Origin of the sequence: Pseudomonas sp. M1 (assembly GCF_022760135.1) — a bacterium.
In the GTDB taxonomy this organism is placed as follows: Bacteria; Pseudomonadota; Gammaproteobacteria; order Pseudomonadales; family Pseudomonadaceae; genus Pseudomonas; species Pseudomonas citronellolis.
Window position 1 is genome coordinate 2,958,697 of record NZ_CP094343.1, and the last position, 23,205, is coordinate 2,981,901.

The following is a 23,205-nucleotide window of genomic DNA, read 5'->3' on the forward strand; positions in this document are numbered from 1 at the left end:
CCGGCGCCACCCTGGTTTTCGGCTAGAAATGAAACCGGTTTCATCCGGCTGAACGAGAAGGACAAGAACAATGCACGCGAACCCCGTATCCATCAGCCTGTCCAGTTTCGGCGCCGATGCCGTGCGCCAGCGGGGCCAGGCCGCCTACCTGGCGCTGCTGGCCGAGGCCGGCGCGAGCCGCGTCGAATGGCGCGAAGAACTCTTCGACGCGCTGCCCGATGCCGCCACCCTGGCTGCGGCCAGCGCCGCCCAGGGCCTGGAAAGCCTGTACTCGGCGCCGCTGGAGCTGTGGCGCGCCGACGCCAGCCTGGAGCCGGCGGTGGCCGAACGCCTGCGCCTGGCAGGGGAGGCCGGCGCCGTGGCGCTGAAGGTTTCCCTCGGCCACTACCGCGACGAATGCGACCTGGAGGCCCTGCGCCCCTTGCTGGCGCAGGGGCCGGCGCTGCTGGTGGAGAACGACCAGACCGCCCAGGGCGGCCGCGTCGAGCCGCTGCTGCGCTGCTTCCGCCGCGCCGCCGAGCTGGGCCTGCCGCTGGCCATGACCTTCGACATCGGCAACTGGCACTGGCAGGGCGAGTCGCCGCAGCAGGCCGCGCGCCTGCTCGGGCCCTGGGTGCGCTACGTGCATTGCAAGGCGGTGCGCCGCCGCGAGGACGGGCGCCTGGTGGCCGTAGCGCCGCAGCCCGCCGACCTCGACGAGTGGGAGGCGCTGCTGGCGCGCTTCGCCCCCGGCGTGCCGCGCGCCATCGAATACCCGCTGGCCGGCGACGACCTGGCCAGCCTGACCCGCGAGCAGGTCGCGCAACTGGCGCAGCTGGGCCGCGCCGCGGAGGTGCGCCATGGCTGAACACGACGTGCTCTGCTTCGGCGAGACCATGGCCATGTTCGTCGCCGAGCAGTGCGGCGACCTGGCCGAGGTGGAAGGCTTCGGCAAGCGCATCGCCGGCGCCGACAGCAACGTGGCCATCGGCCTGGCGCGCCTGGGCCTGCGGGTGAACTGGCTGAGCCGGGTGGGCGACGACTGCCTGGGCCGCTTCGTGCTCGCCAGCCTGCGCCGCGAGGGCCTGGATTGCGGCGGCGTGGAGGTAGACGCGCAGCATCCCACCGGCTTCCAGCTCAAGGCCCGCTGCGACGACGGCAGCGACCCGCGGGTGGAGTACTTCCGCCGCAATTCGGCGGCCAGCCGCATGTCGCCGGCGCTGCTGCGTCCGGGCCTGCTGCGCGCCCGCCACCTGCACGCCACGGGCATAGTGCCGGCGCTTTCGGCGAGCTGCCGCGAGCTGTCCCACCAACTACTGGACGCCATGCGCGCCGCCGGCCGCAGCGTGTCCTTCGACCCCAACCTGCGCCCCTCGCTGTGGCCGGACCGCGCCACCATGGTGCGCGAGATCAACGCCCTGGCGTCCAAGGCCCATTGGGTGCTGCCGGGCCTGGAAGAGGGTCGCCTGCTGACCGGCCGCCAGTCGCCCGAGGCCATCGCCGGCTTCTACCTTGAGCGGGGCGTGGAATGCGTGGCCATCAAGCTCGGCGCCGAGGGCGCCTACTTCCGCGATGCCGACGGCCGCGAAGGCGTGGTGCCGGCGCAGCCGGTGGCGCGGGTGGTGGACACCGTGGGCGCCGGCGACGCCTTCGCCGTGGGCGTGATCAGCGCCCTGCTGGAGGGCTGCGACCTGCGCCACGCGGTGGCCCGCGGCAACTGGTGCGGCAGCCGCGCGGTGCAGTCGCGCGGCGACATGGAAGGCCTGCCCCTGCGCCATGAACTCGAAGCCCACGACGCCCGCCTGCGCGCCTGACCCGGACCTTAAGACCGCCGGCCCGGCCGGCACCTGTTGCGACAAGAACAACAAGCTCAGGAGAAATGCCATGCAGATCGACCGACTCGCCCCACGCCGCTGGTGGCACATCATGCCCATCGTCTTCGTCACCTACAGCCTGGCCTACCTGGACCGCGCCAACTACGGCTTCGCCGCCGCCTCCGGCATGGCCGAGGACCTGAACATCACCCCGGCGCTGTCCTCGCTGCTGGGCGCGCTGTTCTTCCTGGGCTACTTCTTCTTCCAGGTGCCCGGCGCCATCTACGCCGAGAAGCGCAGCGTGAAGAAGCTGATCTTCGCCAGCCTGATCCTCTGGGGCGGCCTGGCCACGCTCACCGGCATGGTCCGCGACGTCTACCTGCTGGTGGGCATCCGCTTCCTGCTGGGCGTGGTGGAGGCGGCGGTGATGCCGGCCATGCTGGTCTACCTCTGCCACTGGTTCACCCGCGCCGAGCGCTCGCGGGCCAACACCTTCCTGATCCTCGGCAACCCGGTGACCATCCTCTGGATGTCGGTGCTCTCCGGCTACCTGGTGAGCCAGTTCGACTGGCGCTGGATGTTCATCATCGAGGGCCTGCCGGCGGTGCTCTGGGCCTTCATCTGGTGGCGCCTGGTGGATGACCGCCCGGCCCAGGCCAAGTGGCTGGACGAGGCCGAGAAGGCCGCGCTGCAGCGGGCCCTGGCCGCCGAGCAGCAGGGCATCAAGCCGGTGAAGAACTACCGCGAGGCGTTCCGCTCGCCCAAGGTGATCATCCTCTGCCTGCAGTACTTCTGCTGGAGCATCGGCGTGTACGGCTTCGTGCTCTGGCTGCCGTCGATCCTCAAGCAGGCCTCGGGCCTGGACATCGTCAGCGCCGGCTGGCTGTCGGCGCTGCCGTACCTGGTGGCGGTGCTGGCCATGCTCGGGGTGTCCTGGGCCTCGGACCGCCTGCAGAAGCGCAAGCGCTTCGTCTGGCCGCCGCTGCTGGTCGCCGCCCTGGCCTTCTACGGCTCCTACGCCCTGGGCAGCCAGCACTTCTGGGCTTCCTACGCGCTGCTGGTGATCGCCGGCGCCTGCATGTACGCGCCCTATGGGCCGTTCTTCGCCATCGTTCCGGAAGTGCTGCCGAGCAACGTCGCCGGCGGCGCCATGGCGCTGATCAACAGCATGGGCGCGCTGGGCTCGTTCTCCGGCTCCTGGCTGGTGGGTTACCTCAACGGCGCCACCGGCGGGCCCGGCGCCTCCTACCTGTTCATGTGCGGCGCGCTGCTGGCGGCCGTCGCCCTGACCGCCATCCTCAACCCCTCGCAGAAAGCCGAGCGCCTTCGTCCGGCGCTGGGCCACTAGGAAGATTCGACCATGAAGAAACGCATCGTCCTCTACAAGCGCCTGTCCGACGCGCTGATGCAGCGCCTGCAGGCTCATGCCGAGGTGACCCTGATAGAGGACCCGGCCGCCGACGGCCTGGCCCGCCTGCGCGCGGCGCTGCCCGGCGCCCAGGGCCTGCTGGGCGCCAGCCTGCGCCTGGACGCCGGGATTCTGGACCTGGCGCCGCAGCTGGAGGTGGTCTCCAGCGTCTCGGTGGGCGTGGACAACTACGACATCGCCGAGCTGGAGCGCCGCGGCGTGCTGCTCACCAACACCCCCGACGTGCTCACCGAGACCACCGCCGACACCGGCTTCGCCCTGCTGCTGGCCAGCGCCCGGCGGGTGGCCGAGCTGGACCGCTGGATCCGCGCCGGGCACTGGCAGGCCGGCATCGGCCCGGCGCAGTTCGGCTGCGACGTGCATGGCAAGACGCTTGGCATCGTCGGCATGGGCCGCATCGGCGAGGCCCTGGCGCGCCGCGCCCAGGCCGGATTCGGCATGCGGGTGCTGTACAGCGCGCGGCGGCCGCGGCCGGAGGTGGAAGCCCGCTACGGCGCGCGCCACCTGCCACTGGATGCGCTGCTGGGCGAGGCCGACTTCGTCTGCCTGTGCGTGCCGCTGAGTGCTGAAACGGAGGGGCTGATCGGCGAGCGCGAACTGGCGCTGATGAAGCCTTCGGCCATCCTGGTGAACATCTCCCGCGGCCGCGTAGTGGACGAAGGGGCACTGCTGCGGGCCTTGCGCGAGCGGCGCATCCGCGGCGCCGGCCTCGACGTGTTCGTGCGCGAGCCGCTGCCGGCGGATTCGCCGCTGCTGCGGCTGGACAACCTGGTGGCGACGCCGCACATCGGCTCGGCCACCGAGGAAACCCGCGAGGCCATGGCCCGCTGCGCGGTGGACAACCTGCTGGCGGCCCTGGCCGGCGAGCGCCCGGCGAACCTGGTCAACCCCGGCGCCTGGGCGCGTCGATCCGGTTGAACCGCCGCCTTTTCACCCGGTCCGACCCGTGACCAACCCTGTGCCTGCAAGGACCTGCCCATCATGATCAAACCCGCCGCCCTGACCCTGCTGCTGTGCGCCGGCACCGGCCTGTTCGCCGGGCCGGCCAGCGCCGCCCAGCAATACGACCTGCTGGTCGGCACCTACACCGGCGCCGGCAGCCAGGGCATCTACCGTTACCGTTTCGACAGCGCCAGCGGCCACATCCAGGCCGAGGCGTTGCAGGTGATGCCCAGCGAAAACCCCTCCTGGCTGACGCTCAATGCCGACCAGACGCGGCTCTACGCCGTCAACGAGAACGGCCCCGGCGCGAGCGACCCGCTAGGCAAGGTCAGCGCCTTCGCCATCGACCCGGCCAGCCACCAGCTGAGCCTGCTGAACCAGGTGCAAAGCCGCGGCGACGAGCCCACCCACTCCAGCTTGGCGGCCGGGGGAGGGCACCTGTTCGTGGCCAACTATGCGGTGCACCCGGACCCGGGCGGCAACCTGGCGGTGCTCGGCATCGACGAGCAGGGCCAGCTGACCGGCGTGGTACAGCAGGAGCGCCATGGCGCCTCCCGCGTCAACCCCGAGCGCCAGGCCAGCAGCCACGTGCACTCGGTGGTTTCCGGGGTGGACGGGCGCTACGTCTACGTGCAGGACCTGGGCGCGGACAAGGTCTTCATCTACCGCTACGACGCGGCCAACCGCGAGCACCCGCTGAGCCCGGCGCAACCGGCGGCGGTGGACCTGCCGCCGGGCAGCGGCCCGCGCCACCTGCTGTTCAGCCGCGATGGCCGTTATGCCTACCTGACCCTGGAGATGGCCGGGCAGATCGCCGTGTTCGAGGTACGCGACGGCCAGTTGCAACGCACGCAACTGGTGGACATGGCCGCCGGCCAGGACGCCGCGCACAAGGCTGCCGCTGCCGTGCATCTTTCGCCGGACGGGCGCTTCCTCTATGCCAGCAACCGTGGCAAGGCCAGCGAGCTGCTGGTGTATGCGGTGGATCCGGCCAGTGGCCAGTTGAAGGAATTGCAGCGGCGCTCGGTGGAGGGCATCGAGCCGCGCGAGTTCAGCCTCGATCCCAGTGGGCGCTTCCTGCTGGTGGCGAATCAGAAGAGCAACCAGGTCGTGGTCATGCGCCGCGATCCGGCCAGCGGCAAGCTGGGGGAGACGGTGCAGAGGTTCGCCATCGACTCGCCTTCCGATTTGAAATTCCTGCGGTGAGGTTGGCGTGATGAAGAGCACCCTCTCCCCAGCCCTCTCCCGCAAGCGGGAGAGGGGGCTGTCCTGAGCCGCTAGGGAGTTCTGAGTCATCCTGATACTCCTCAGTCGGAAATCACCGAGGCTGCCGGCTAACGCCATGACATCAAGCCCTGCCCAACGGTCCCCTCTCCCTTCAGGGAGAGGGTTAGGGAGAGGGGGCGGAGTTGAACCAGTGCGCAGATGTCACCGGGCGGTTCGCGAGCAAGCTCGCTCCTACGAAGAGCAAAAGCGCGTTTGCTCTTGGACTTCCAGAGAAACACCCGAGCGCACCGAAACGCCCCTTCAGAAGGCCGAACGAAACCCGCGCTCAGGAGGTCATGCGACATGGATGTCGCGAGAGCCCCGTGGGCTACAGGGACGTACCCTCGGGGCGGGCCTCCGTGGCGGGGGAGTTCGTGAGGGTAGCCCGGCTCCATCGGGCCCGTATGGCGGGGCAAGCCTTTTTGGTTCCTTTTTGCGGGGGTGGCCTCCCACCGATTGACAAAAGGGACTCGCCCGAGGGGGCGAAACAAAAAATCTCCGCAGACTCGGAGCGGCGCGTTACACCAAACCCCCAATCCAAAAGTCTCTGGGTTCCCGCGTTCGCGCACTACTGTCCGGAATATTTTCGAGGGGGCGTCTGGAGGGCTTGCGGGGGCTGAAGGCACGGGTTAAACCGTTGAGCGCCAACTCAACCTCACAGCCCCCGCAAGATGTTCAGGATAAGCCGTTTTCACGATGTACTAAAAGCGCTGCCTCGCGGCGTCTTCGACCGACTGGTCGCCGAACACGGCGCCGACAAGCACAGCAAGCGCTTTGGCAGCTGGGATCACCTGGTCGCCATGGTGTATGCCCAACTGGCCGGCGTGAGCAGCCTGCGGGCGCTTGAAACCAGCTTCAACAGCCATCCCCATCAGCACTATCACCTGGGTACGGGCCCGATCCGGCGTTCCACCCTGGCCGACGCCAACGAACGCCGTAATACCGAGGTCTTCGCCCAGGTTGCGCACTACCTGATGGCGGGCGTCTGCCGGCAGTTACGCCGTGACGGGAAGGAACTGCTGTACCTGCTGGACTCCACCACGATCACCCTCAAGGGCCCTGGCTTCGACGAATGGACGCTGTCCAATCGAACCCGCTCCCAGGGGCTGAAAGTCCATGTGCTGTATGCCGAGCAGGCGGCAGCACCGGTGCATTGCAGCTTCAGCGCAGCCAACGTCAACGACATCGACGAAGGCCGGACGCTGGGTATCGAGCCACAGGCCACCTACGTATTCGACAAGGGCTATTACGACTTCAACTGGTGGGCGAGCCTGGATGCCCAGAAGGCCCGCTTCGTCACACGATTCAAGTCCAATGTGCGGCTCAAGGTCCTGGCCCAGCGCGAGGTTCCCCAGCAAGACCGGGAAACGATCCTGCGAGACGAAGAGGTGAACTTCTCCAACCGCAACCCAGGTGGCCGACGGCGTAATCACTACACCCAGCCCCTGCGGCGGATCCTGGTGAACCGCCCAGGCGATGAGCCGCCTCTAAGCCTGGCGACCAACGACCTGAGCAGCCCGGCGGCAGAAATCGCCGAGCGCTATCGGGATCGCTGGCGGATCGAGCTGTTTTTCAAATGGATCAAGCAACACCTGAAGGTCAGGCGTTTCCTGGGCCGTAGCGAGAATGCCGTGCGCATCCAGATTCTCTGTGCGCTGATCAGCTACTTGCTGCTGAACCTTTACCAACGCAGGACGGGAACGCGGCAGAGCCTGTGGATGCTGATGGTGGAGGTACAGGCGACGCTGTTTCAGCGTCCTGGCCTGGAGGCCGAACGTTACCGACGACGGCAGGAGCGAATACGCGAGATCAACCTGCGTCAGGGGCAGCTGTTAATAGCATGAGGCGTGCCGGACAGCAGTGCGCGTTCGCGGGAATGACGAGGGGAGATCGGCTCACCAGACCGATGACCCCAGCGCGCTTTCGATAGCCACCTATGCTTACCGACACGAACAACAGCCCCACGCGCCCAGCACCACCGGCCGCAAAAGGGGCGAGAAGACCTACACGACCTGATTGACCTGTTGGAAAAAGGAGAGACCCAGCCATGTCCAACGACGACCCAGCCGCCGCACAACCGGCGCGGCGTGACTTCCTGCGCAAGTCCCTGGCGCTGATCCCCGTGGCCACCCTGGCCGGCACTGGCGTGGGCAGCGTGGTGCTTGGTGGCCCGAGCACGCCCGCGGCCGACCCGCAGCCCGCCGCCGAGCCGCAGCAGGGCGGCGCGCGCGCCTACCAGCCGACTTTCTTCACCGCCCAGGAATGGGCCTTCGTCCAGGCCGCCGTGGCTGTGCTCATCCCCACCGACGCGCTGGGCCCGGGGGCCGCGGACGCCGGCGTGCCGGAATTCATCGACCGCCAGCTGAACACCCGCTACGGCAGCGGCGGGCTCTGGTACATGCAGGGGCCCTTCCACCCGGATGCCGCGCCGGAGCTGGGCTACCAGCTCAAGCTCAGCCCGCAGGAAATCTACCGCCTGGGCATCCAGGAGACCGACGCCTGGTGCAAGGCCAAGTGGAACAAGCCCTTCGCCGAACTGGACGCGGCGCAGCAACAGCAGGCGCTGGAAGCCCTGGACGGCGGCAAGGCCGAGTTCCAGGCGGTGCCGGCGGCGACCTTCTTCGCCATGCTCTGGCTGAACACCCGCGAGGGCTTCTTCAGCGACCCGCTGCACGGTGGCAACCAGGGCCTGGCCGGCTGGAAGCTGATCGGCTTCCCCGGCGCCCGCGCCGACTTCATGGACTGGGTGGAGCGCGACGAGCGCTATCCCTTCCCGCCGGTTTCCATCAGTGGCGAGCGAGGTTGAGGCAATGGCCCAGGTATTGAAGAAAGTCGATGCGGTCATCGTCGGGTTCGGCTGGACCGGCGCCATCATGGCCAAGGAACTGACCGAGGCGGGCCTGCAGGTGGTGGCCCTGGAGCGCGGCCCGGCCCGCGACACCTACCCCGACGGCGTCTACCCGCAGACCATGGACGAGCTGACCTACAACTCGCGCAAGAAGCTGTTCATGGACATCTCCCGCGAGACCGTGACCCTGCGCCACGGCCTCAACGACCTGGCCGTGCCCTACCGCCAGTTCGGCGCCTTCCTGCCCGGCACCGGCACCGGCGGGGCGGGGCTGCACTGGTCGGGCGTGCATTTCCGCGTCGACCCGGTGGAGCTGCGCCTGCGCAGCCACTACGAGGAACGCTACGGCAAGGCCTTCATCCCCGAGGGCATGACCATCCAGGACTTCGGCGTCAGCTACGACGAGCTGGAGCCGTACTTCGACTTCGCCGAGAAGGTCTTCGGCACCTCCGGCACGGCCTGGTCGATCAAGGGCCAGGTGGTGGGCCGCGACAAGGGCGGCAACCCCTTCGCCGCCGACCGTTCCAGCGACTTCCCGCTGCCGGCGCAGAAGAACACCGTGTCCGCGCAACTGTTCGAGAAGGCCGCCCGCGAGGTCGGCTACCACCCCTACAACCTGCCCTCGGCCAACACCTCCGGGCCCTACACCAACCCCTACGGCGCGCAGATGGGGCCGTGCAACTTCTGCGGCTACTGCAGCGGCTACGCCTGCTACATGTACTCCAAGGCCTCGCCCAACGTGAACATCCTGCCGGCGCTGCGCCAGGTGCCCAATTTCGAGCTGCGCAACAACGCCCACGTGCTGCGGGTGAACCTCAACGCCGAGAAGGACCTGGCCACCGGCGTCACCTACGTCGACGCCCAGGGCCGCGAACTGGAGCAGCCGGCGGACCTGGTGATCCTCGGCGCCTTCCAGTTCAACAACGTGCGCCTGATGCTGCTCTCGGGCATCGGCAAGCCCTACGACCCGCTGAGGAACGAGGGCGTGGTGGGGCGCAACTTCGCCTTCCAGAACATCTCCACGGTGAGCGCCTTCTTCGACAAGGCCAGCCACCACACCAACCCCTTCATCGGCGCCGGCGGCAACGGCGTGGCGGTGGACGACTTCAACGCCGACAACTTCGACCACGGCCCCCACGGCTTCGTCGGCGGCTCGCCGTTCTGGGTCAACCAGGCCGGCACCAAGCCCATCGCCGGGGCCAAGGTGCCGCCGGGCACGCCCAAGTGGGGCAGCGCCTGGAAGGCCGCGCTGGCCGACAGCTACCGGCACATGCTGGCGATGGACACCCACGGCGCGCACCAGTCCTACCGCGACAACTACCTGGACCTCGACCCGGTGTACAAGGACGCCTACGGCCAGCCGCTGCTGCGCATGACCTTCGACTGGAAGGACAACGACGTGAAGATGAACCGCTTCATGGTCGCGCAGATGCGCAAGATCGCCGATGCCATGGGCGCCAAGGTGGTCACCGCGCCGATGAAGGAATTCGGCCAGCACTTCGACGCCACCGTCTACCAGACCACCCACCTCAACGGCGGGGCGATCATGGGCACCGACCCCAAGACCAGCGCCCTGAACCGCTACCTGCAGGTGTGGGACGTGCACAACGTGTTCGTCCCCGGCGCCTCGGCCTTCCCCCAGGGCCTGGGCTACAACCCCACCGGGCTGGTGGCGGCGCTGACCTACTGGTCGGCGCGGGCCATCCGCGAGGTGTACCTGAAGCACCCGGGCCCGCTGGTGCAGGCATAGGAGGCCGGAACATGAAGACATTCCTCAGCGCCGCCCTGGCCATGGCCACCAGCACCGCGCTATACGCCGCCGATGCGACCGATCCCGCGCAGGTGAAGCAGGGCGAATACCTGGCCCGCGCCGGCGACTGCGTGGCCTGCCACACCGCCAAGGGCGGCGAGCCCTTCGCCGGCGGCCTGCCGATGGCCACGCCCATCGGCACCATCTACTCGACCAACATCACCCCGGACAAGACCGGCATCGGCAACTACAGCTACGAGGACTTCGAGCGCGCCGTGCGCCAGGGCATCGGCAAGGGCGGCAGCACCCTGTACCCGGCCATGCCGTACCCGTCCTATGCCCGCGTCAGCGACGAGGACATGCGCGCGCTCTACACCTACTTCATGCACGGCGTGGCGCCGGTGGTGCAGGAGAACAAGGACAGCGACATCCCCTGGCCGCTGAGCATGCGCTGGCCGCTGGCGATCTGGCGCGGGCTGTTCGCCCCCGAGGTGAAGCCCTTCGCCGCCGCCGGGCAGGACCCGATCCTGGCCCGCGGCGCCTACCTGGTGGAAGGCCTGGGGCACTGCGGCGCCTGCCATACGCCGCGGGCGCTGACCATGCAGGAGAAGGCCCTGGACGCCGCCGACGGGCCCGAGTACCTGTCCGGCAGCGCGCCGCTGGAAGGCTGGATCGCCAAGAACCTGCGCGGCGACCACAAGGACGGCCTGGGCAGCTGGAGCGAGGCGCAGATCGTCGCCTTCCTCAAGACCGGGCGCAGCGAACGCAGCGCGGTATTCGGCGGCATGAGCGACGTGGTCGAGCACAGCATGCAGTACATGACCGACGCCGACCTGACCGCCATCGCCCGCTACCTGAAGTCCCTGCCGCCGGTGAACCCGGACGACAAGCCGTTCCGGGAAGACCGCCAGGTCGCCGGGGCGCTGTGGAAGGGCGACGACGGCAAGACCGGCGCCGCGCTCTACGTCGACAACTGCGCCGCCTGCCACCGCACCGACGGCAAGGGCTACGCCCGGGTGTTCCCGGCGCTGGCCGGCAACCCGGTGCTGCAGAGCGCGGACGCCACCTCGCTGATCCACATCGTGCTCGACGGCAGCACCCTGCCGGCCACGGCGACGGCGCCGTCCACCTTCAGCATGCCCGGCTTCGCCTGGCGCCTGTCGGACCAGCAGGTGGCCGAGGTGGTCAACTTCATCCGCAGCAGTTGGGGCAACCAGGCCGAGCCGGTGGACGCCGGGCAGGTGAAGGCCTTGCGCAGCCAACCCAGGCCGGAGCTGAAGGCGGCGACGTTGATCGGCGATACCACGAGGAAGGAGGCGCCGTAGGGGGCGCCGCCGGCGGGTCCAATCGCGGACAAGGTCCGCTCCTACGACCGTGCTTCCTGGAACCGTAGGAGCGGACTTTGTCCGCGATAGCCGAAACCACCGGCGCGATTCGCGGATGAGATCCTACGCCTCCGGCAAACACCACACCCCGTAGGATGGGTTGAGCGAAGCGAAACCCATGCGGCCACGGTGATGGGTATCGCTTCGCTCAACCCATCCTACGAAAAGCACCCCGGCACCGCCGCCAATCCAAACCTCAATACCTGGGCAACGACTGAATCCGCGGATCGATCTGTTGCCTGGGAATCTGCTGGCGGCTGTCGCGTTCCTTGCAGTCCGTCTGCTGCCCGGAGGCGCAGTCCCGGCTGCTGCAGGCGGCCGTTCCCAGCGTCAGGACGATCAGCGTGGCGAGCGAGAACAGGATCTGCCGGCGCATGGCGGGCCCTCCGCGAAGGTGGTGCTTAAAGCAAACACGCGAATGCCCGCGGGCGCCCGGGCGGGCGACGAGCGGAGGCGGGTGGTGCGACGAACTACAGGCGCGCCGTCAGTCATCAGTGCGCCACCGACCACCCATCCCCCCATCACGGCGCCCGGTGAACTCATTGCGCCGTTGCGCTGTCTGTCTGCTGTCGGCCCCCCGGGCGGCGGGCCCGGGCCCGCACCAGCCGGGTGATTGCGCCGCGCCGATAGCAAGATCGTAGCCGCCCCGGAGCATCTGTCTGGCCGGCTTTTTACCGCGCCCGCTCGCCGGGGTTCGTTTATCGCCATGTGAAGATTGCCCATGTCCCTATCCCGTCATTTCCCCGCCTCCGTATCCCTTCCCACCCGCGTCCTGGGCGCCTGCCTGCTGGGTGGCCTGCTGGCGGCCGGCGCCGCGGCGCAGGCCGAGGAGGGCGCCGGCAATGCGCGCTGGGTGAGCGACAGCCTGACGACCTACGTGCGCAGCGGCCCCACCGACGGCTACCGCATCGTCGGCACCCTGACCTCGGGGCAGAAGGTCGAGCTGCTGAACACCCAGGGCGACTACAGCCAGGTGCGCGGCGAAAGCGGCAGCAGCGTGTGGATCCCCAGCCGCGACCTGCAGGACAAGCCCGGCCAGGCCGAGCGCCTGCCGCAGCTGGAGCAGAAGGTGAGCGAGCTGAGCGCTGAACTGGCGGGCATCAACGACAGCTGGAAGACCCGCGTGCAGGGCATGCAGGAAACCCTGGACTCGCGCAAGAAACTCATCGACGAACTGCAGGCGGCCCGCGCCGGCCTCGACGACGAACTCACCAAGGCCCGCTCCGAACTGCGCGCGGCGCAGGCGCAACTGGGCGACGAGAACAAGCAGGTGCTGATGCGCTACATGGCCTACGGCGGCAGCATCGCCGGCGCCGGCCTGCTGGTCGGGCTGATCCTGCCCACCCTGCTGCGGGTACGGCGCAAGCGCAACGATCAGTGGATCTGAGGCGCTGGTTGCGGTGGGATCAGGGGTGCCTTGGTTCAGCGAAGGCGCCCAGTCCAGACTCCGCACCCTCACCCCAGCCCTCTCCCGGAGGGAGAGGGGGCCGTTCGGCGTGGGCGGCGAGTTCGGAATCATCCTGAGCGCGTAGGGCGTATAACCGTTCGCGGTTATACGCCGTTGGCCGAAACACCGAAGCCTGACGATTCTCGACCCGTAGGAGCGGACTCCGTCCGCGATTGGTTTGGCTAGACGGATGTGGTGGCAGGGAGCTTCGTGATTGCGTTTCATGCCGAACGGTTCCCTCTCCCGCTTGCGGGGGAGGGTTAGGGAGGGGGAGCGGAGTCAGGGTTGGCAGAGGTGTGTGGGGGAGTCCGTAACCCTCTCCCCAGCCCTCGGCTGCGCGCCCCGCCCTGAAGGGAGAGGGGGCCGTTCGGAGCGGGAGGAAAATCCTGAGTCATCCTGAAACGCCTAACCATCCCCCGTCATTCCCGCGAACGCGGCAACCCAGTGACTGCGGGGTTCGCGAGCAAGCTCGCTCCTACGAAAAGCAAAAGTGGCTCTTGCTCTGGTTTTTGGTCTTCCAGAGCCAAGGGAAAGTGAAACGACCCACCGTCGTCTAGGCTATCTCCAAGCCCTGCCGGCCTCCCGCCGGCACGCGTGGCCGACCCTGCGCAGGTGTTTTCCACGGGCCGCGGCCAGCAACCCGAGGAGGTGCTTCCGTGAAAAACGCCGTCGCTTTCATCGGCAGGTGCGTGCTGGCAGGCCTGCTGGTCATCCTGCCGATCTACCTGGCCCTGCTGCTCCTGCTCAAGGGCATCGCCTCGGCCGGCCAACTGGTCCGGCCCTTCACCCAGCTGCTGCCGGAGAGCCTGCCGGCCCAGCAGATATTGTCCGTGCTGCTCGTGCTGGTGATCTGCTTCGTCATCGGCCTCGCCGTGCGCACCCGCCTGGGAAAGCTGGCCCGTGGCCGGCTGGAGCGCTCGGTGTTCGAGCGCATTCCGGGCTACGAACTGCTGCGCAGCCTGACCCTGCAGGTGGCCGGCGAGAAGAACGACGGCATCTGGAAGCCGGCCCTGGTGGAAATCGAAGAGGCCCTGGTGCCCGGCTTCATCATCGAGGCGTTCGAGGACGGCCGCTACACCGTGTTCGTGCCCTCGGTGCCGACACCCTTCGCCGGCGCCGTGTACGTGCTGGATGCGCATCGCGTGCACCCGGTCGACGTGCCTTTCACCGAGGCGGTGAAGGTCATCACCAAATGGGGCTCCGGCGCCCGCGGCCTGGTGCAGGCCATGGAGGCGGCCCGTGGCCGGGAGTCGCCGCCCGGCGGCGGTTCCGCCTGACCGGCCGCCCGTCTCAGCGCCGGAAGTCGTCGGGCCCGTGGCGTTCGGGCACTTGCTCGTGGGCCTCGCCCCAGGTCCGGTTGACCTTGACCCCGCGCTGCACGGCGGGGCGCTTGCCGATTTCGTCCGTCCAGCGGCGCACGTGGGTGTAGGTCTCGACGTCGAGGAACTCGGCGGCGGCATAGACCTGGTTGTTCATCAGCGCGCCGTACCAGGGCCAGATCGCCATGTCGGCGATGCTGTATTCGCTGCCGGCGACGTAGCGGTTGCTCGCCAGCTGCCGGTCGAGCACGTCCAGCTGGCGCTTGACCTCCATGGCGTAACGGTTGATGGGGTACTCGAACTTTTCCGGCGCGTAGGCGTAGAAGTGGCCGAAGCCGCCACCCAGGAAGGGGGCGCTGCCGACCTGCCAGAACAGCCAGTTCAGGGTTTCGGTGCGCCCGGCAATGTCGCCTGGGATGAAACGCCCGAACTTCTCGGCCAGGTAGAGCAGGATCGAGCCGGACTCGAAGACGCGCAGCGCGGGCTCCAGGCCGGTATCCAGCAGGGCGGGGATCTTGGAGTTCGGGTTGACCTCGACGAAGCCGCTGCCGAACTGCTCGCCCTGGCTGATGCTGATGGGCCAGGCATCGTATTGCGCGCCCTCCAGGCCCAACTCCAGCAGCTCTTCGAGCAGGATGGTCACCTTGACGCCATTGGGCGTGGCCAGCGAATACAGCTGCAGCGGATGCTTGCCGCGCGGCAGGGGCTTGTCGTGGGTGGCCCCGGCGACCGGACGGTTGATGCCGGCGAAGGCGCCGCCATTGTCCTTGTCCCAGGTCCAGACGCGCGGTGGGGTGTAGGTTTCGTTCGGCATGTCGATCCTCGCCTTGGACGGAGTTCGTCGGTCGCCACGGGCTTGGTTCTGTCGTGGCCGCTAAAGCCCTTCAGAAAACCCTGTCAGCCGCCTGATGTCCAGCCTCTCGTTGTAACGGGCGGGACGGCCTCCGGCAACCTGGTCGGCGACCAGGGCCAGCCGCTAGCGGATATAGCTGCCGCCGTTCAGGTCCAGCGTCGCGCCGCTCAGGGACGGCAGCGAGGGCCGCAGGGCGAAGGCCACCAGTTCGGCCACTTCGTCCGGCTCGGCCATTTCGCCGATGGGGATCTCGGCGACCGCCGCGGCCTTGCCGTGCCTGGCGATGAAGTCTTCGGCCATGTCGGTGCGCACCCAGCCGGGGGCGATGGCCACCGCCGCCACGCCGTCCTGGCCGAAGCTGCGGGCGATGGATTTGGTGAGGTTGATCAGCGCCGCCTTGGTCGCGCCGTAGGGCATGGCGTCGGCGGCATAGCCGCGTTGCCCGGCGCGGCTGGCGAGGTTGACGATGCGCCCGCCGCCGAGGGCGCGGAAATGGCGCAGGGCTTCCTTGCACAGCGTGGCGGCGGAGAAGAGGTTGACCTGGAATTCCCGTTGCCAGGCCGCCGTCCAGGCCGCCTCGTCGGCATCGATGGAGATTTCCGTGCGGATGCCGGCGTTGTTGACCAGGCCGTGCACCCGCCCGGCCAGAGCCTGGGCCTCGCGCCACAGCTGGAAGGGCCCCTGCGTGTCCGACAGGTCGGCCTGGACCAGCCAGCCCTCGCCGCCGACAGCGGCGAGCAGCGCCTCGGCGCCGGCCCGGTCGCGGCCGAAATGGATGATCGGCCGGGCGCCTTCCTGCGCCAGGCGGCGGACGATGGCCGCGCCGATCTGGCCGGAGGCGCCGGTGACCAGAATGTTTTGCCCGCACAGCGGTTTCGCGGAAGACATCCCTTGCTCCTATTGGTGGTTGAAGTTCGGGGGTGGTTGAAGTTCAGGCCAGGCTCATTTTCGCCGTCAGGTTCTGCTGCATGTATTCCAGGAAGCGGCGCTGGAACAGCATGGTGTGCTCGTGGGCGGCCTTTTCGGCGGCTTCCGCGTCGCGGGCGGCGATGGCTTCGATGATTTCCTCGTGGTCGCGGCCCAGGCGGGCGGTGCCGGCCGAGCTGACGATGTAGTCGAAGTGCAGGTGCAGCAGGCGCTGGCCTTCGCCCAGCAGGCGTTCGTAGTAGCTGACGAAGTAGGGGTTGCGCCCGGCCTCGGCGATGGCCATGTGGAAGGCCTTGTTCAGCTCGGACATCGCCTGGAAGTCGCCGGACTCCACGGCCGCCATGTAGGCCGCGTCGGCCTTGCGGATCGCCTGCAGGTCCTCGTCGCTGCGCTGGAGCGCGGCCAGGCGCGTGACCGCCCGCTGGATGAGGTCCAGCGCGGCCACGTAGTTGGGGAACTCCTCGATCTCGAAGGGCGTGACCAGGGTGGTGCGGTTGGGCAGGATGGTGACCAGGCCTTCGCTGGTCAGCCGGGCCAGGGCATCGCGCACCGGCGAGCGGGACAGGCCGAACTGCGCCGCCAGGGAGACCTCGTCCAGCTGCACGCCGGGCTTGAGCTTGAGGGTGAGGATCTGCTTGCGCAGCTCCTCGTAGATATAGCGTCCGCCATGGCGGCGCCCGGGGCTTTCCACTTCTTCTTCTTTGGCCATCATCAGGTCTCGGTGTGCGCGGGCTGTGTCATACAGACCAGCCCGCCATCTTAGCGTGGCCGCGTTCAGCGCGGAAACGCCGGGCCCCAGGTGTCGCTGAGCATGAAGCCCGCGGCCAGCGGGTCGTCCGGGTCGACGCCGATCTGCTGGATGCCGTACAGCCAGGCGCGGCCTTCCACCCGCGGCAGCACCGCCGGTTTGCCGGCCACTTCCGTGGCGCCGAGCAGCTCCACCTGGAACTCGCCGCCGATGGTGGAGCGCGACACCAGGCGCTCGCCGGGCCGCACCAGGCCGCGCGCGCTCAGCGTGGCGAGGTTGGCCGAGCTGCCGGTGCCGCAGGGCGAGCGGTCGACGCGCCCCGGCGGCAGGGTGGTGCAGGTCTGGTAGGTGCGCGCGTCCAGGCGGTTGCGGAACATCACGTAGGCCACCTCGTCGATCTGCGGGTACAGCGGGTGGCGCACGCGCACCTGCCGGTTGATCAGGCCGCGCAGCTTCACGCCGGCATCGGCCAGTTCGCGGGCGTTCTCCGGGGCGATGGCCAGGCCGACCTGCTCGACGTCGATCAGCGCGTAGTACACGCCGCCGAAGGCGATGTCGGCCTTCAGCGGGCCGAACTCGCCGCCGTCGATCGGCACGTCCAGTTGCTCGACGAAGGCCGGCACCATGTCCAGCGACACTCCCAGGCAGCGCCCGTCGGCGCAGCGCGCGCGGGCGGTGACCAGCCCGGCGGGGGTGTCCAGCACCACGGTCGTCTCCGGCTCCTGCATCGGCAGCATGCCCAGCTCCAGCAGCGCGGTGACCACGCAGATGCAGTTGCTGCCCGACATCGGGTGGGCCTTGTCCGCCTGCAGCACGATGAAGCCGGCGTCGGCCGCAGGGTTGGTCGGCGGCAGCAGCAGGTTCACCGACATCTGCAGGCAGCCGCGCGGTTCCATGACCACCAGGCGGCGCAGGCTGTCGTCGACCTCGTTGATGTAATTCATCTTGTCCAGCATGGTCTCGCCGGGGATGCCCAGCACCCCGCCGGTGATGACCTTGCCGATCTCGCCTTCGCAGTGCACGTCGGCCAGTTGCAGCGTCTTCTTCCAGCGCATCAGTCGCACCTCACTTGATGTACCAGCCCCAGGGCTGCTCGCTGTCGTAGCGGGTGATCTGCTTGGTTTCCAGGTAGTTGTTCAGGCCCCATTCGCCCAGCTCGCGGCCGATGCCGCTGTGCTTGTAGCCGCCCCAGGGCGCCTCGCTGAAGGTCGGTTGCGAGCAGTTGATCCACACGATGCCGGCACGGAACCGCCGGGCGACGCGCTCGCAGCGCGGCAGGTCGCGGGACATCACCGCGGCGCCCAGGCCGAAGCGCGAGGCGTTGGCCGAGCGCACGGCTTCGTCCTCGCTGTCGAACGGGCGCACGCAGACCACCGGGCCGAAGATTTCCTCGTTCCAGATCCAGGCGTCTTCGGGCACGTCGGCGAACACTGTCGGCTGCACGTAGTAGCCCTTGTCCAGGCCGGCCGGGCGTTCGCCGCCGCAGACCAGCCGCGCGCCTTCTTCCTGGCCGCGGGCGATGGCCTGCAGCACCTTGTCGTACTGCGCCTTGTTGACCAGCGGGCCGAGCAGCACGCCTTCGCGCAGGCCGTTGCCGATGGTGATCTTCCGCGCCTCTTCGGCCAGGCGCGCCAGCAGCGGTTCGTACAGCGCCCGCTGCACCAGCACGCGGGAGGTGGCCGAGCAGACCTCGCCCTGGTTCCAGAAGATGCCGAAGAGGATCCACTCCACGGCGGCCTCGATGTCGCTGTCGGCGAAGATCACGAAGGGCGACTTGCCGCCCAGCTCCAGGCTGATGTTTTTGATGTCGCGGGCGGCGGCCTGCATGATCCGGCTGCCGGTGGGCACGCTGCCGGTGAAGGCCAGCTTGTCCACGCCCGGGTGCTCGGCCAGCGGCGCGCCGGCGTCGGCGCCCAGGCCGGTCACCACGTTGAGCACGCCCGCCGGCAGGCCGGCTTCATGGGCGATCTGGGCCAGGTGCAGGGCGGTCAGCGGCGTCAATTCCGAGGGCTTGAGCACCATGGCGCAGCCGGCGGCCAGGGCCGGGGCGACCTTCCAGGCGGCCATCAGCATGGGGAAGTTCCAGGGGATGATGGCACCGGCCACGCCCACCGGCTCCTTGCGCGCCACCGAGCTGAAGCGCTCGTCGGCCAGGGCGATTTCCTGCTCCTGGCCAGCGTCGAGCTTTTCCGCCAGATCGGCGTAGAAGTCGAAGCAGCCGGCGGTGTCGCCGATGTCCCACAGCGCCTCGGGCAGCGGCTTGCCGTTGTCGCGCACTTCCAGTTCGGCCAGTTCCTGCTGGCGGCCGCGGATGCCTTCGGCGATACGGCGCAGCACGGCGGCGCGCTCGGCCCCGCTCATGCGCGGCCAGGGGCCTTCGTCGAAGGCGCGGCGGGCGGCGCGCACCGCGGCATCCACGTCCTCGGCGGTGGCGGCGGCCACCCGGGCGAGGAGGGTTTCGTCGCTGGGGTCGAAGGTGTCGAAGCTGCCGCCCTTGGCGGGGGCGAGCCATTGGCCGTCGATGTAGAGCTGCTGGTAGTTCATGCGGTTCCTCCGATGAAGACGAAGCGGCGAGCGCTGAAGGGGCTGAGGTCCTGGGCCGGGCGGCGGCCGGCGGCGAGGTCGGCGACCAGGCGGCCGGTGGTGGCGCCCAGGGTGAGGCCGAGTTGGCCGTGGCCGAAGGCCATGAGCACGTTGCCCAGGCGCGGCGAGCGGTCGATCACCGGCTTGGTGTCGGGCAGGAAGGGGCGGTAGCCGACGCCGAACTCGACCTTGGCGGTGTCGAGTTGCGGCAGCACGCGGCGGGCCTTTTCCAGGATGATCTCGGCGCGCCGGAAGTTGGGTTCTGCGTTGGGGCCGGCGAACTCGATGGTGCCGCCGATCTGCAGGCCGCGGGTCATGGGGGCGAAGCAGAAGCCGCCGTCGGCGTAGATCACCGAATGGCGGATGTCCACGCCCGGGGTGGGCAGCACCGCCTGGTAGCCGGCGATGCCGGCCAGCGGGATGCTCACCCCGAGCTGCTCGAAGAACTGCCGCGAGCCGGTGCCGGCGGCCACCACCACCAGTTGGGCGGGGTAGCGGCTGCCGTCGGCCAGGGTGACGCCGGCGGCGCGCTCGGCGCTTTCGTCGATGTGCTTCACCTGCTCGCGCACGCGGATGCCGCCCTGGGCGACGAAGCTTGCGGTGAGGGCGGCGATGAAGCCTTCGGTGTCGTTCACCGCGCGCCAGTCGGGGAACAGCAGGCCGTGCTGGAACTTGCCGGCCAGGGCCGGCTCGAGGTCGCCGATGGCGGCGCCGTCGAGTTCCTCGGACTGGAAGCCCAGCGACTTGCGCAGCTCCAGGTGCGGGCGCTCGTGGACCAGGGCGGCGGGCGAGTCGAACACCTCGATGATCGGCCGCTGGCCGAGCAGGCTCTTGTCCGCGCAGGCGTCGAGCAGCGGCGCGTAGTCCTCGTAGACGTGGTGGGTGAGGCGCGCCATGTCGCGGGCGATCTCGGCGATCTTCGCATGCCGCGCGCAGGCGACGAAGCGCAGGAACCACGGCAGGATGCCCGGCAGCGCGCTGGGGCGCAGGGCCAGCGGGCCCCGCTGGTCGAGCAGCCAGCCGGGCACCTTCATCAGGATGCCCGGCTTGGACAGCGGGATGACCTCGCTCACCGCCATCTGCCCGCAGCTCCATTTCGCCGTGCTGTCGCCCGGCGCGGCCGGGTCCACCAGGGTGACGCGGTAGCCTTCGCGCTGCAGGTACAGGGCGCAGCAGACACCGACGATGCCGCCACCGACGACGATGGCGTTTTGCGAAGCGGCTTGCGGGTCGTTCATTTCAGGGTCTCTTCCGGGCTGCGGTGGTCGGTGAAGTCTTCCAGGCTGAAACCCTGCCAGTAGGGCTGGGCCCTGTCGACGTAATGTTCGGCGCGGCCGGTGATGCAGGCCCGGCCCTCGATGCTCGGACGCACCGCCGGCGTGCCGTCGGCCAGGGCCAGGACTTCCTCGACGCGGCCGTCGAAGCGGCTGCCGATCAGGCTTTCATGGCGGAACACGGCGTCGCGCGCCAGCAGGCCGCGGGCATGGCGCTGGGCCACCCGGGCCGAGGTGCCGGTGCCGCAGGGCGAGCGGTCGATCAGGCTGTCGCCGGCAATCACTACGCTGCGCCCATCGGCGTCGGCTGCCAAGGGGCGGCCGGCCCACATGCAGTGCTTCACGCCGCGGATGCTGGCGTCCTCGGGGTGCGCTACGGCGAACTCGCGGTTCACCAGCGCCTGCACTTCGCGCCCCCAGGCCAGCAATTGCTGCGGGGTGAAGTGCTCGCAGCCGGGGTAGTTCGGCTGCGGCTCGATGATCGGGTAGAAGTTGCCGCCGTAGGCGATGTCCAGGCGCAGCTCGCCGAGGGCCGGCAGCCGGATGCTCAGGTCGCGCTGCAGGAGGAAGCTCGGCACGTTGGTGAAGCGCACGCCGCCGACCTTGCCGTCCTGCATGCGGTATTGCGCGCTGACGCGCCCGGCGGGGACGTCGACGATCACCGTGCCCGGCGTCTTCGGCCGGACCAGGCCGGCTTCAAGGGCGAAGGTGATCGAGCCGAGGGTGGCGTGGCCGCACATGGGCAGGCAGCCGGAGGTCTCGATGAACAGCAGCGCGAGGTCGGCGTCCTCGCTCACGGGCGGGTAGAGCAGGGTGCCCGACATGTGCGCGTGGCCGCGCGGTTCGAGCATCAGCGCCCGGCGGACCCAGTCGTGCTCGGCCAGAAAGTGCTGGCGCCTTTCGCTCATGCTGGCGCCGTGCAGCTCGGGGGCGCCGTCGATGACCATGCGCACGGGCATGCCTTCGGTATGGCCTTCGATGCAGGTGAAACTCTGTCGGCTCATGGGGTGCGTCCTCCAGGGGGCGCCGCTGCCGGGGCGGGCAGCGGCGTCCATGCGCTCAGCGCTGGGAAGCCTCGAATACCTTGCGGAATTCGGCCTTTTCTTCGTCGGTCAGCGGCAGCAGCGGGGCGCGCGCGTTGCCGGCGCTGAAGCCGGCCAGCTCGCAGCCGTACTTCACCTTCTGCACGAACTTGCCGCTTTCCAGGCTGGCCATCACCGGGAACAGGCTGCGCATCACCTCCTGGGCGCCGGCCAGGTCGCCGGAGGCGAACTTGCGGTAGAAGTCGGTCACCTGGTCGGGGAAGCAGTTGGCCGGACCGCAGATCCAGCTGCTGGCGCCCCAGAGGAAGAAGTCCAGGGCCTGGTCGTCGGAGCCGCAGGACAGCTGCACCTTGTCCTTGTAGCTGGTGCCGATCTCGATGGCACGCAGCAGGTTGCCGCTGCTTTCCTTGATGGCGATGACGCGCGGGTGCTCGGCCAGCGCCTGGACCACGCCCATGCCGACCTCGACGTTGGTGCGCACCGGGTAGTTGTAGAGCACCAGGTTGATTTCCGGGAAGGTCTCCAGGATGGTCCGGTAGTGCGCCAGCAGTTCTTCCTGGGACGGCAGCGCGTAGTAGGGCGGGGCGATCAGCAGGTTGGTGTAGCCGGCCTCGACGGTCTGCTTGACCTGCTCCAGCACCTCGCGGGTGCAGGAGCCGTTGGCGCCGGCGATCAGGGTGCCGCGCTCGCCGACCACTTCCTTGACCGTGGCCAGGACCTGGCGGCGCTCCTCGTTGGTCAGCGCGTAGTACTCGCCGGTCGAGCCCAGCGGGACGAAGCCGCTGACACCGGCCTTGAGCTGGTATTCGAGGATCGAGGCCAGGGTGTCGTGGTCGACCGCGCCGGACTTGTCGAAGGGCGTGACGAGGGCGGGCAGGATGCCAGTGAGTTGCATGGTGGATCTCCGCATCGGTGGTGGGGGGTTAGTAGGCGTAGCGCCTGAGCATCCGGGCTTCGATCACGCCGACCAAGCGGGTCAGCGGGAAAGCCACGAGGAAGTAGATGACCGCGACGGCGGAGAGGAACTCGACCGGCCGCGCGGTGCTGTTGGAGATGTTCTGGCCGACGAACATCAGGTCGGCGACGCCGACGGAGGAGATCAGCGCGCTCTCCTTGAACAGGCTGACGACGTTCGACAGCAGCGGCGGCACCGCGCGCAGCAGGGCCTGCGGGAAGACCACGTAGAGCACCTTCACCCGCGGCGTCAGGCCCAGCGCGGTGCAGGCGTCGTGCTGCTCGCCGGCGATGGACTTGAGCGCGCCGCGGAAGGTCTCGCTGGTGATGGCGGCCATGTACAGCGTCAGCGAGATCACCACCGAGACGTAGGGCGGGATGTCCAGGCCGAACACCACCGGGAAGCAGAAGAACACCCAGAACAGCTGGATCAGCAGCGGCGTGCCGCGGAAGAACTCGACGAACAGCGTCACCGGCAGCTTCAGCAGGCGGCTGCGCAGGTTGCGCAGCAGGGCCAGGACGAAGCCGGCCAGGCTGCCGATGAGGGCGCAGCCGAGGGTGAAGGCGAGGGTCAGGGCCAGGCCCTTGAGCAGCACCTGCCAGTAGGAGAAGACGACGGAAAAATCGAGGCTCATGGCGGTTTC

The 23,205-nt window shown here is 68.9% G+C and carries 21 protein-coding genes; 11 read left to right on the forward strand and 10 right to left on the reverse strand.

Translation table 11 applies throughout. The features are described 5' to 3' along the window. Positions 1 to 70: 70 nt before the first annotated feature. The 9 genes from PM1_RS13360 to PM1_RS13400 all read left to right on the forward strand — a co-directional run bounded on the left by PM1_RS13360 (position 71) and on the right by PM1_RS13400 (position 11,353). The gene (locus tag PM1_RS13360) at positions 71 to 847 is read left to right on the forward strand and encodes a xylose isomerase (RefSeq protein WP_009622618.1); all 777 of its coding nucleotides are present in this window, start codon (positions 71 to 73) and stop codon (positions 845 to 847) included. Beyond that, a complete protein-coding gene (locus PM1_RS13365) occupies positions 840 to 1,793 on the forward strand; it encodes a sugar kinase (RefSeq protein WP_009622616.1) in 954 nt (317 codons plus the stop codon). Before PM1_RS13360 ends, PM1_RS13365 begins: the two co-directional genes overlap by 8 nt. Before the next feature lie 70 nt (positions 1,794 to 1,863). Beyond that, on the forward strand, positions 1,864 to 3,141 hold the full coding sequence (locus PM1_RS13370; protein ID WP_009622614.1) for an MFS transporter: 1,278 nt from the start codon (positions 1,864 to 1,866) through the stop codon (positions 3,139 to 3,141). 12 nt (positions 3,142 to 3,153) lie between these two features. After that, positions 3,154 to 4,140 (forward strand): 2-hydroxyacid dehydrogenase, encoded by a 987-nt coding sequence (locus PM1_RS13375; RefSeq protein ID WP_009622611.1) that lies wholly within the window; start codon positions 3,154 to 3,156, stop codon positions 4,138 to 4,140. A 63-nt stretch (positions 4,141 to 4,203) separates the two neighbouring features. Beyond that, positions 4,204 to 5,370, forward strand: coding sequence for a lactonase family protein (locus PM1_RS13380; RefSeq protein WP_009622609.1), 1,167 nt, complete (start codon positions 4,204 to 4,206; stop codon positions 5,368 to 5,370). Positions 5,371 to 6,101: 731 nt separating this feature from the next. Further along, on the forward strand, positions 6,102 to 7,274 hold the full coding sequence (locus tag PM1_RS13385) for an IS4 family transposase (protein ID WP_024128628.1): 1,173 nt from the start codon (positions 6,102 to 6,104) through the stop codon (positions 7,272 to 7,274). 203 nt (positions 7,275 to 7,477) lie between these two features. Then, positions 7,478 to 8,236 carry a gluconate 2-dehydrogenase subunit 3 family protein gene (locus tag PM1_RS13390; protein ID WP_009622605.1) on the forward strand — a complete coding sequence of 253 codons (759 nt, stop codon included), beginning with the start codon at positions 7,478 to 7,480 and terminating at the stop codon, positions 8,234 to 8,236. Positions 8,237 to 8,240: 4 nt separating this feature from the next. Then, the gene (locus PM1_RS13395) at positions 8,241 to 10,028 is read left to right on the forward strand and encodes a GMC family oxidoreductase (protein ID WP_009622603.1); all 1,788 of its coding nucleotides are present in this window, start codon (positions 8,241 to 8,243) and stop codon (positions 10,026 to 10,028) included. An 11-nt stretch (positions 10,029 to 10,039) separates the two neighbouring features. Then, positions 10,040 to 11,353 carry a c-type cytochrome gene (locus PM1_RS13400; protein ID WP_009622601.1) on the forward strand — a complete coding sequence of 438 codons (1,314 nt, stop codon included), beginning with the start codon at positions 10,040 to 10,042 and terminating at the stop codon, positions 11,351 to 11,353. A 256-nt stretch (positions 11,354 to 11,609) separates the two neighbouring features. Here PM1_RS13400 and PM1_RS13405 read toward each other — a convergent pair whose 3' ends face one another. Next, complete coding sequence (locus tag PM1_RS13405; RefSeq protein ID WP_009622599.1) at positions 11,610 to 11,789, reverse strand: hypothetical protein; 180 nt, start codon at positions 11,787 to 11,789, stop codon at positions 11,610 to 11,612. A gap of 345 nt (positions 11,790 to 12,134) precedes the next feature. Here PM1_RS13405 and PM1_RS13410 point away from each other — a divergent pair, with 345 nt between their 5' ends. Continuing rightward, on the forward strand, positions 12,135 to 12,800 hold the full coding sequence (locus PM1_RS13410; RefSeq protein ID WP_009622597.1) for a TIGR04211 family SH3 domain-containing protein: 666 nt from the start codon (positions 12,135 to 12,137) through the stop codon (positions 12,798 to 12,800). Between the two features lie 716 nt (positions 12,801 to 13,516). Continuing rightward, a complete protein-coding gene (locus PM1_RS13415) occupies positions 13,517 to 14,137 on the forward strand; it encodes a DUF502 domain-containing protein (protein WP_009622596.1) in 621 nt (206 codons plus the stop codon). Between the two features lie 13 nt (positions 14,138 to 14,150). Here the strand turns inward: PM1_RS13415 and yghU are convergent, their stop codons facing one another. The 9 genes from yghU to PM1_RS13460 form a co-directional block, all read right to left on the reverse strand. Beyond that, on the reverse strand, positions 14,151 to 14,993 hold the full coding sequence (gene yghU, locus PM1_RS13420) for a glutathione-dependent disulfide-bond oxidoreductase (protein ID WP_009622595.1): 843 nt from the start codon (positions 14,991 to 14,993) through the stop codon (positions 14,151 to 14,153). 162 nt (positions 14,994 to 15,155) lie between these two features. Continuing rightward, positions 15,156 to 15,920, reverse strand: a complete 765-nt coding sequence (locus tag PM1_RS13425; protein WP_009622593.1) for an SDR family NAD(P)-dependent oxidoreductase — start codon at positions 15,918 to 15,920, stop codon at positions 15,156 to 15,158. A gap of 43 nt (positions 15,921 to 15,963) precedes the next feature. Further along, positions 15,964 to 16,671: a GntR family transcriptional regulator gene (locus PM1_RS13430; RefSeq protein WP_009622591.1), complete on the reverse strand. Its 708-nt coding sequence runs from the start codon at positions 16,669 to 16,671 to the stop codon at positions 15,964 to 15,966. 62 nt (positions 16,672 to 16,733) lie between these two features. After that, the gene (locus PM1_RS13435) at positions 16,734 to 17,762 is read right to left on the reverse strand and encodes a proline racemase family protein (protein ID WP_009622589.1); all 1,029 of its coding nucleotides are present in this window, start codon (positions 17,760 to 17,762) and stop codon (positions 16,734 to 16,736) included. 10 nt (positions 17,763 to 17,772) lie between these two features. Further along, on the reverse strand, positions 17,773 to 19,251 hold the full coding sequence (locus PM1_RS13440) for an aldehyde dehydrogenase family protein (RefSeq protein ID WP_009622587.1): 1,479 nt from the start codon (positions 19,249 to 19,251) through the stop codon (positions 17,773 to 17,775). Then, the gene (locus tag PM1_RS13445; protein ID WP_009622585.1) at positions 19,248 to 20,528 is read right to left on the reverse strand and encodes an NAD(P)/FAD-dependent oxidoreductase; all 1,281 of its coding nucleotides are present in this window, start codon (positions 20,526 to 20,528) and stop codon (positions 19,248 to 19,250) included. Before PM1_RS13445 ends, PM1_RS13440 begins: the two co-directional genes overlap by 4 nt. Next, positions 20,525 to 21,568, reverse strand: a complete 1,044-nt coding sequence (locus PM1_RS13450) for a 4-hydroxyproline epimerase (RefSeq protein WP_009622583.1) — start codon at positions 21,566 to 21,568, stop codon at positions 20,525 to 20,527. The genes PM1_RS13445 and PM1_RS13450 overlap by 4 nt, the downstream gene beginning before the upstream one ends. 55 nt (positions 21,569 to 21,623) lie before the next feature. Further along, positions 21,624 to 22,502, reverse strand: coding sequence for a 4-hydroxy-tetrahydrodipicolinate synthase (dapA, locus tag PM1_RS13455; RefSeq protein WP_009622581.1), 879 nt, complete (start codon positions 22,500 to 22,502; stop codon positions 21,624 to 21,626). Between the two features lie 28 nt (positions 22,503 to 22,530). After that, complete coding sequence (locus PM1_RS13460; protein ID WP_009622580.1) at positions 22,531 to 23,196, reverse strand: amino acid ABC transporter permease; 666 nt, start codon at positions 23,194 to 23,196, stop codon at positions 22,531 to 22,533. Between the last annotated feature and the right edge of the window lie 9 nt (positions 23,197 to 23,205).

What these genes read in the sequence shown, in the direction of transcription:
- PM1_RS13460 (WP_009622580.1), bottom strand. Translation starts at nt 23,196, where the DNA reads ATGAGCCTCGATTTTTCCGTCGTCTTCTCCTACTGGCAGGTGCTGCTC.
- PM1_RS13445 (WP_009622585.1), bottom strand. Translation starts at nt 20,528, where the DNA reads ATGAACGACCCGCAAGCCGCTTCGCAAAACGCCATCGTCGTCGGTGGC.
- PM1_RS13440 (WP_009622587.1), bottom strand. Translation starts at nt 19,251, where the DNA reads ATGAACTACCAGCAGCTCTACATCGACGGCCAATGGCTCGCCCCCGCC.
- PM1_RS13435 (WP_009622589.1), bottom strand. Translation starts at nt 17,762, where the DNA reads ATGCGCTGGAAGAAGACGCTGCAACTGGCCGACGTGCACTGCGAAGGC.
- PM1_RS13390 (WP_009622605.1), top strand. Translation starts at nt 7,478, where the DNA reads ATGTCCAACGACGACCCAGCCGCCGCACAACCGGCGCGGCGTGACTTC.
- dapA (WP_009622581.1), bottom strand. Translation starts at nt 22,502, where the DNA reads ATGCAACTCACTGGCATCCTGCCCGCCCTCGTCACGCCCTTCGACAAG.
- PM1_RS13395 (WP_009622603.1), top strand. Translation starts at nt 8,241, where the DNA reads ATGGCCCAGGTATTGAAGAAAGTCGATGCGGTCATCGTCGGGTTCGGC.
- PM1_RS13360 (WP_009622618.1), top strand. Translation starts at nt 71, where the DNA reads ATGCACGCGAACCCCGTATCCATCAGCCTGTCCAGTTTCGGCGCCGAT.
- PM1_RS13365 (WP_009622616.1), top strand. Translation starts at nt 840, where the DNA reads ATGGCTGAACACGACGTGCTCTGCTTCGGCGAGACCATGGCCATGTTC.
- PM1_RS13385 (WP_024128628.1), top strand. Translation starts at nt 6,102, where the DNA reads ATGTTCAGGATAAGCCGTTTTCACGATGTACTAAAAGCGCTGCCTCGC.
- PM1_RS13430 (WP_009622591.1), bottom strand. Translation starts at nt 16,671, where the DNA reads ATGATGGCCAAAGAAGAAGAAGTGGAAAGCCCCGGGCGCCGCCATGGC.
- PM1_RS13410 (WP_009622597.1), top strand. Translation starts at nt 12,135, where the DNA reads ATGTCCCTATCCCGTCATTTCCCCGCCTCCGTATCCCTTCCCACCCGC.
- PM1_RS13450 (WP_009622583.1), bottom strand. Translation starts at nt 21,568, where the DNA reads ATGAGCCGACAGAGTTTCACCTGCATCGAAGGCCATACCGAAGGCATG.
- PM1_RS13380 (WP_009622609.1), top strand. Translation starts at nt 4,204, where the DNA reads ATGATCAAACCCGCCGCCCTGACCCTGCTGCTGTGCGCCGGCACCGGC.
- PM1_RS13370 (WP_009622614.1), top strand. Translation starts at nt 1,864, where the DNA reads ATGCAGATCGACCGACTCGCCCCACGCCGCTGGTGGCACATCATGCCC.
- PM1_RS13425 (WP_009622593.1), bottom strand. Translation starts at nt 15,920, where the DNA reads ATGTCTTCCGCGAAACCGCTGTGCGGGCAAAACATTCTGGTCACCGGC.
- PM1_RS13405 (WP_009622599.1), bottom strand. Translation starts at nt 11,789, where the DNA reads ATGCGCCGGCAGATCCTGTTCTCGCTCGCCACGCTGATCGTCCTGACG.
- yghU (WP_009622595.1), bottom strand. Translation starts at nt 14,993, where the DNA reads ATGCCGAACGAAACCTACACCCCACCGCGCGTCTGGACCTGGGACAAG.
- PM1_RS13400 (WP_009622601.1), top strand. Translation starts at nt 10,040, where the DNA reads ATGAAGACATTCCTCAGCGCCGCCCTGGCCATGGCCACCAGCACCGCG.
- PM1_RS13375 (WP_009622611.1), top strand. Translation starts at nt 3,154, where the DNA reads ATGAAGAAACGCATCGTCCTCTACAAGCGCCTGTCCGACGCGCTGATG.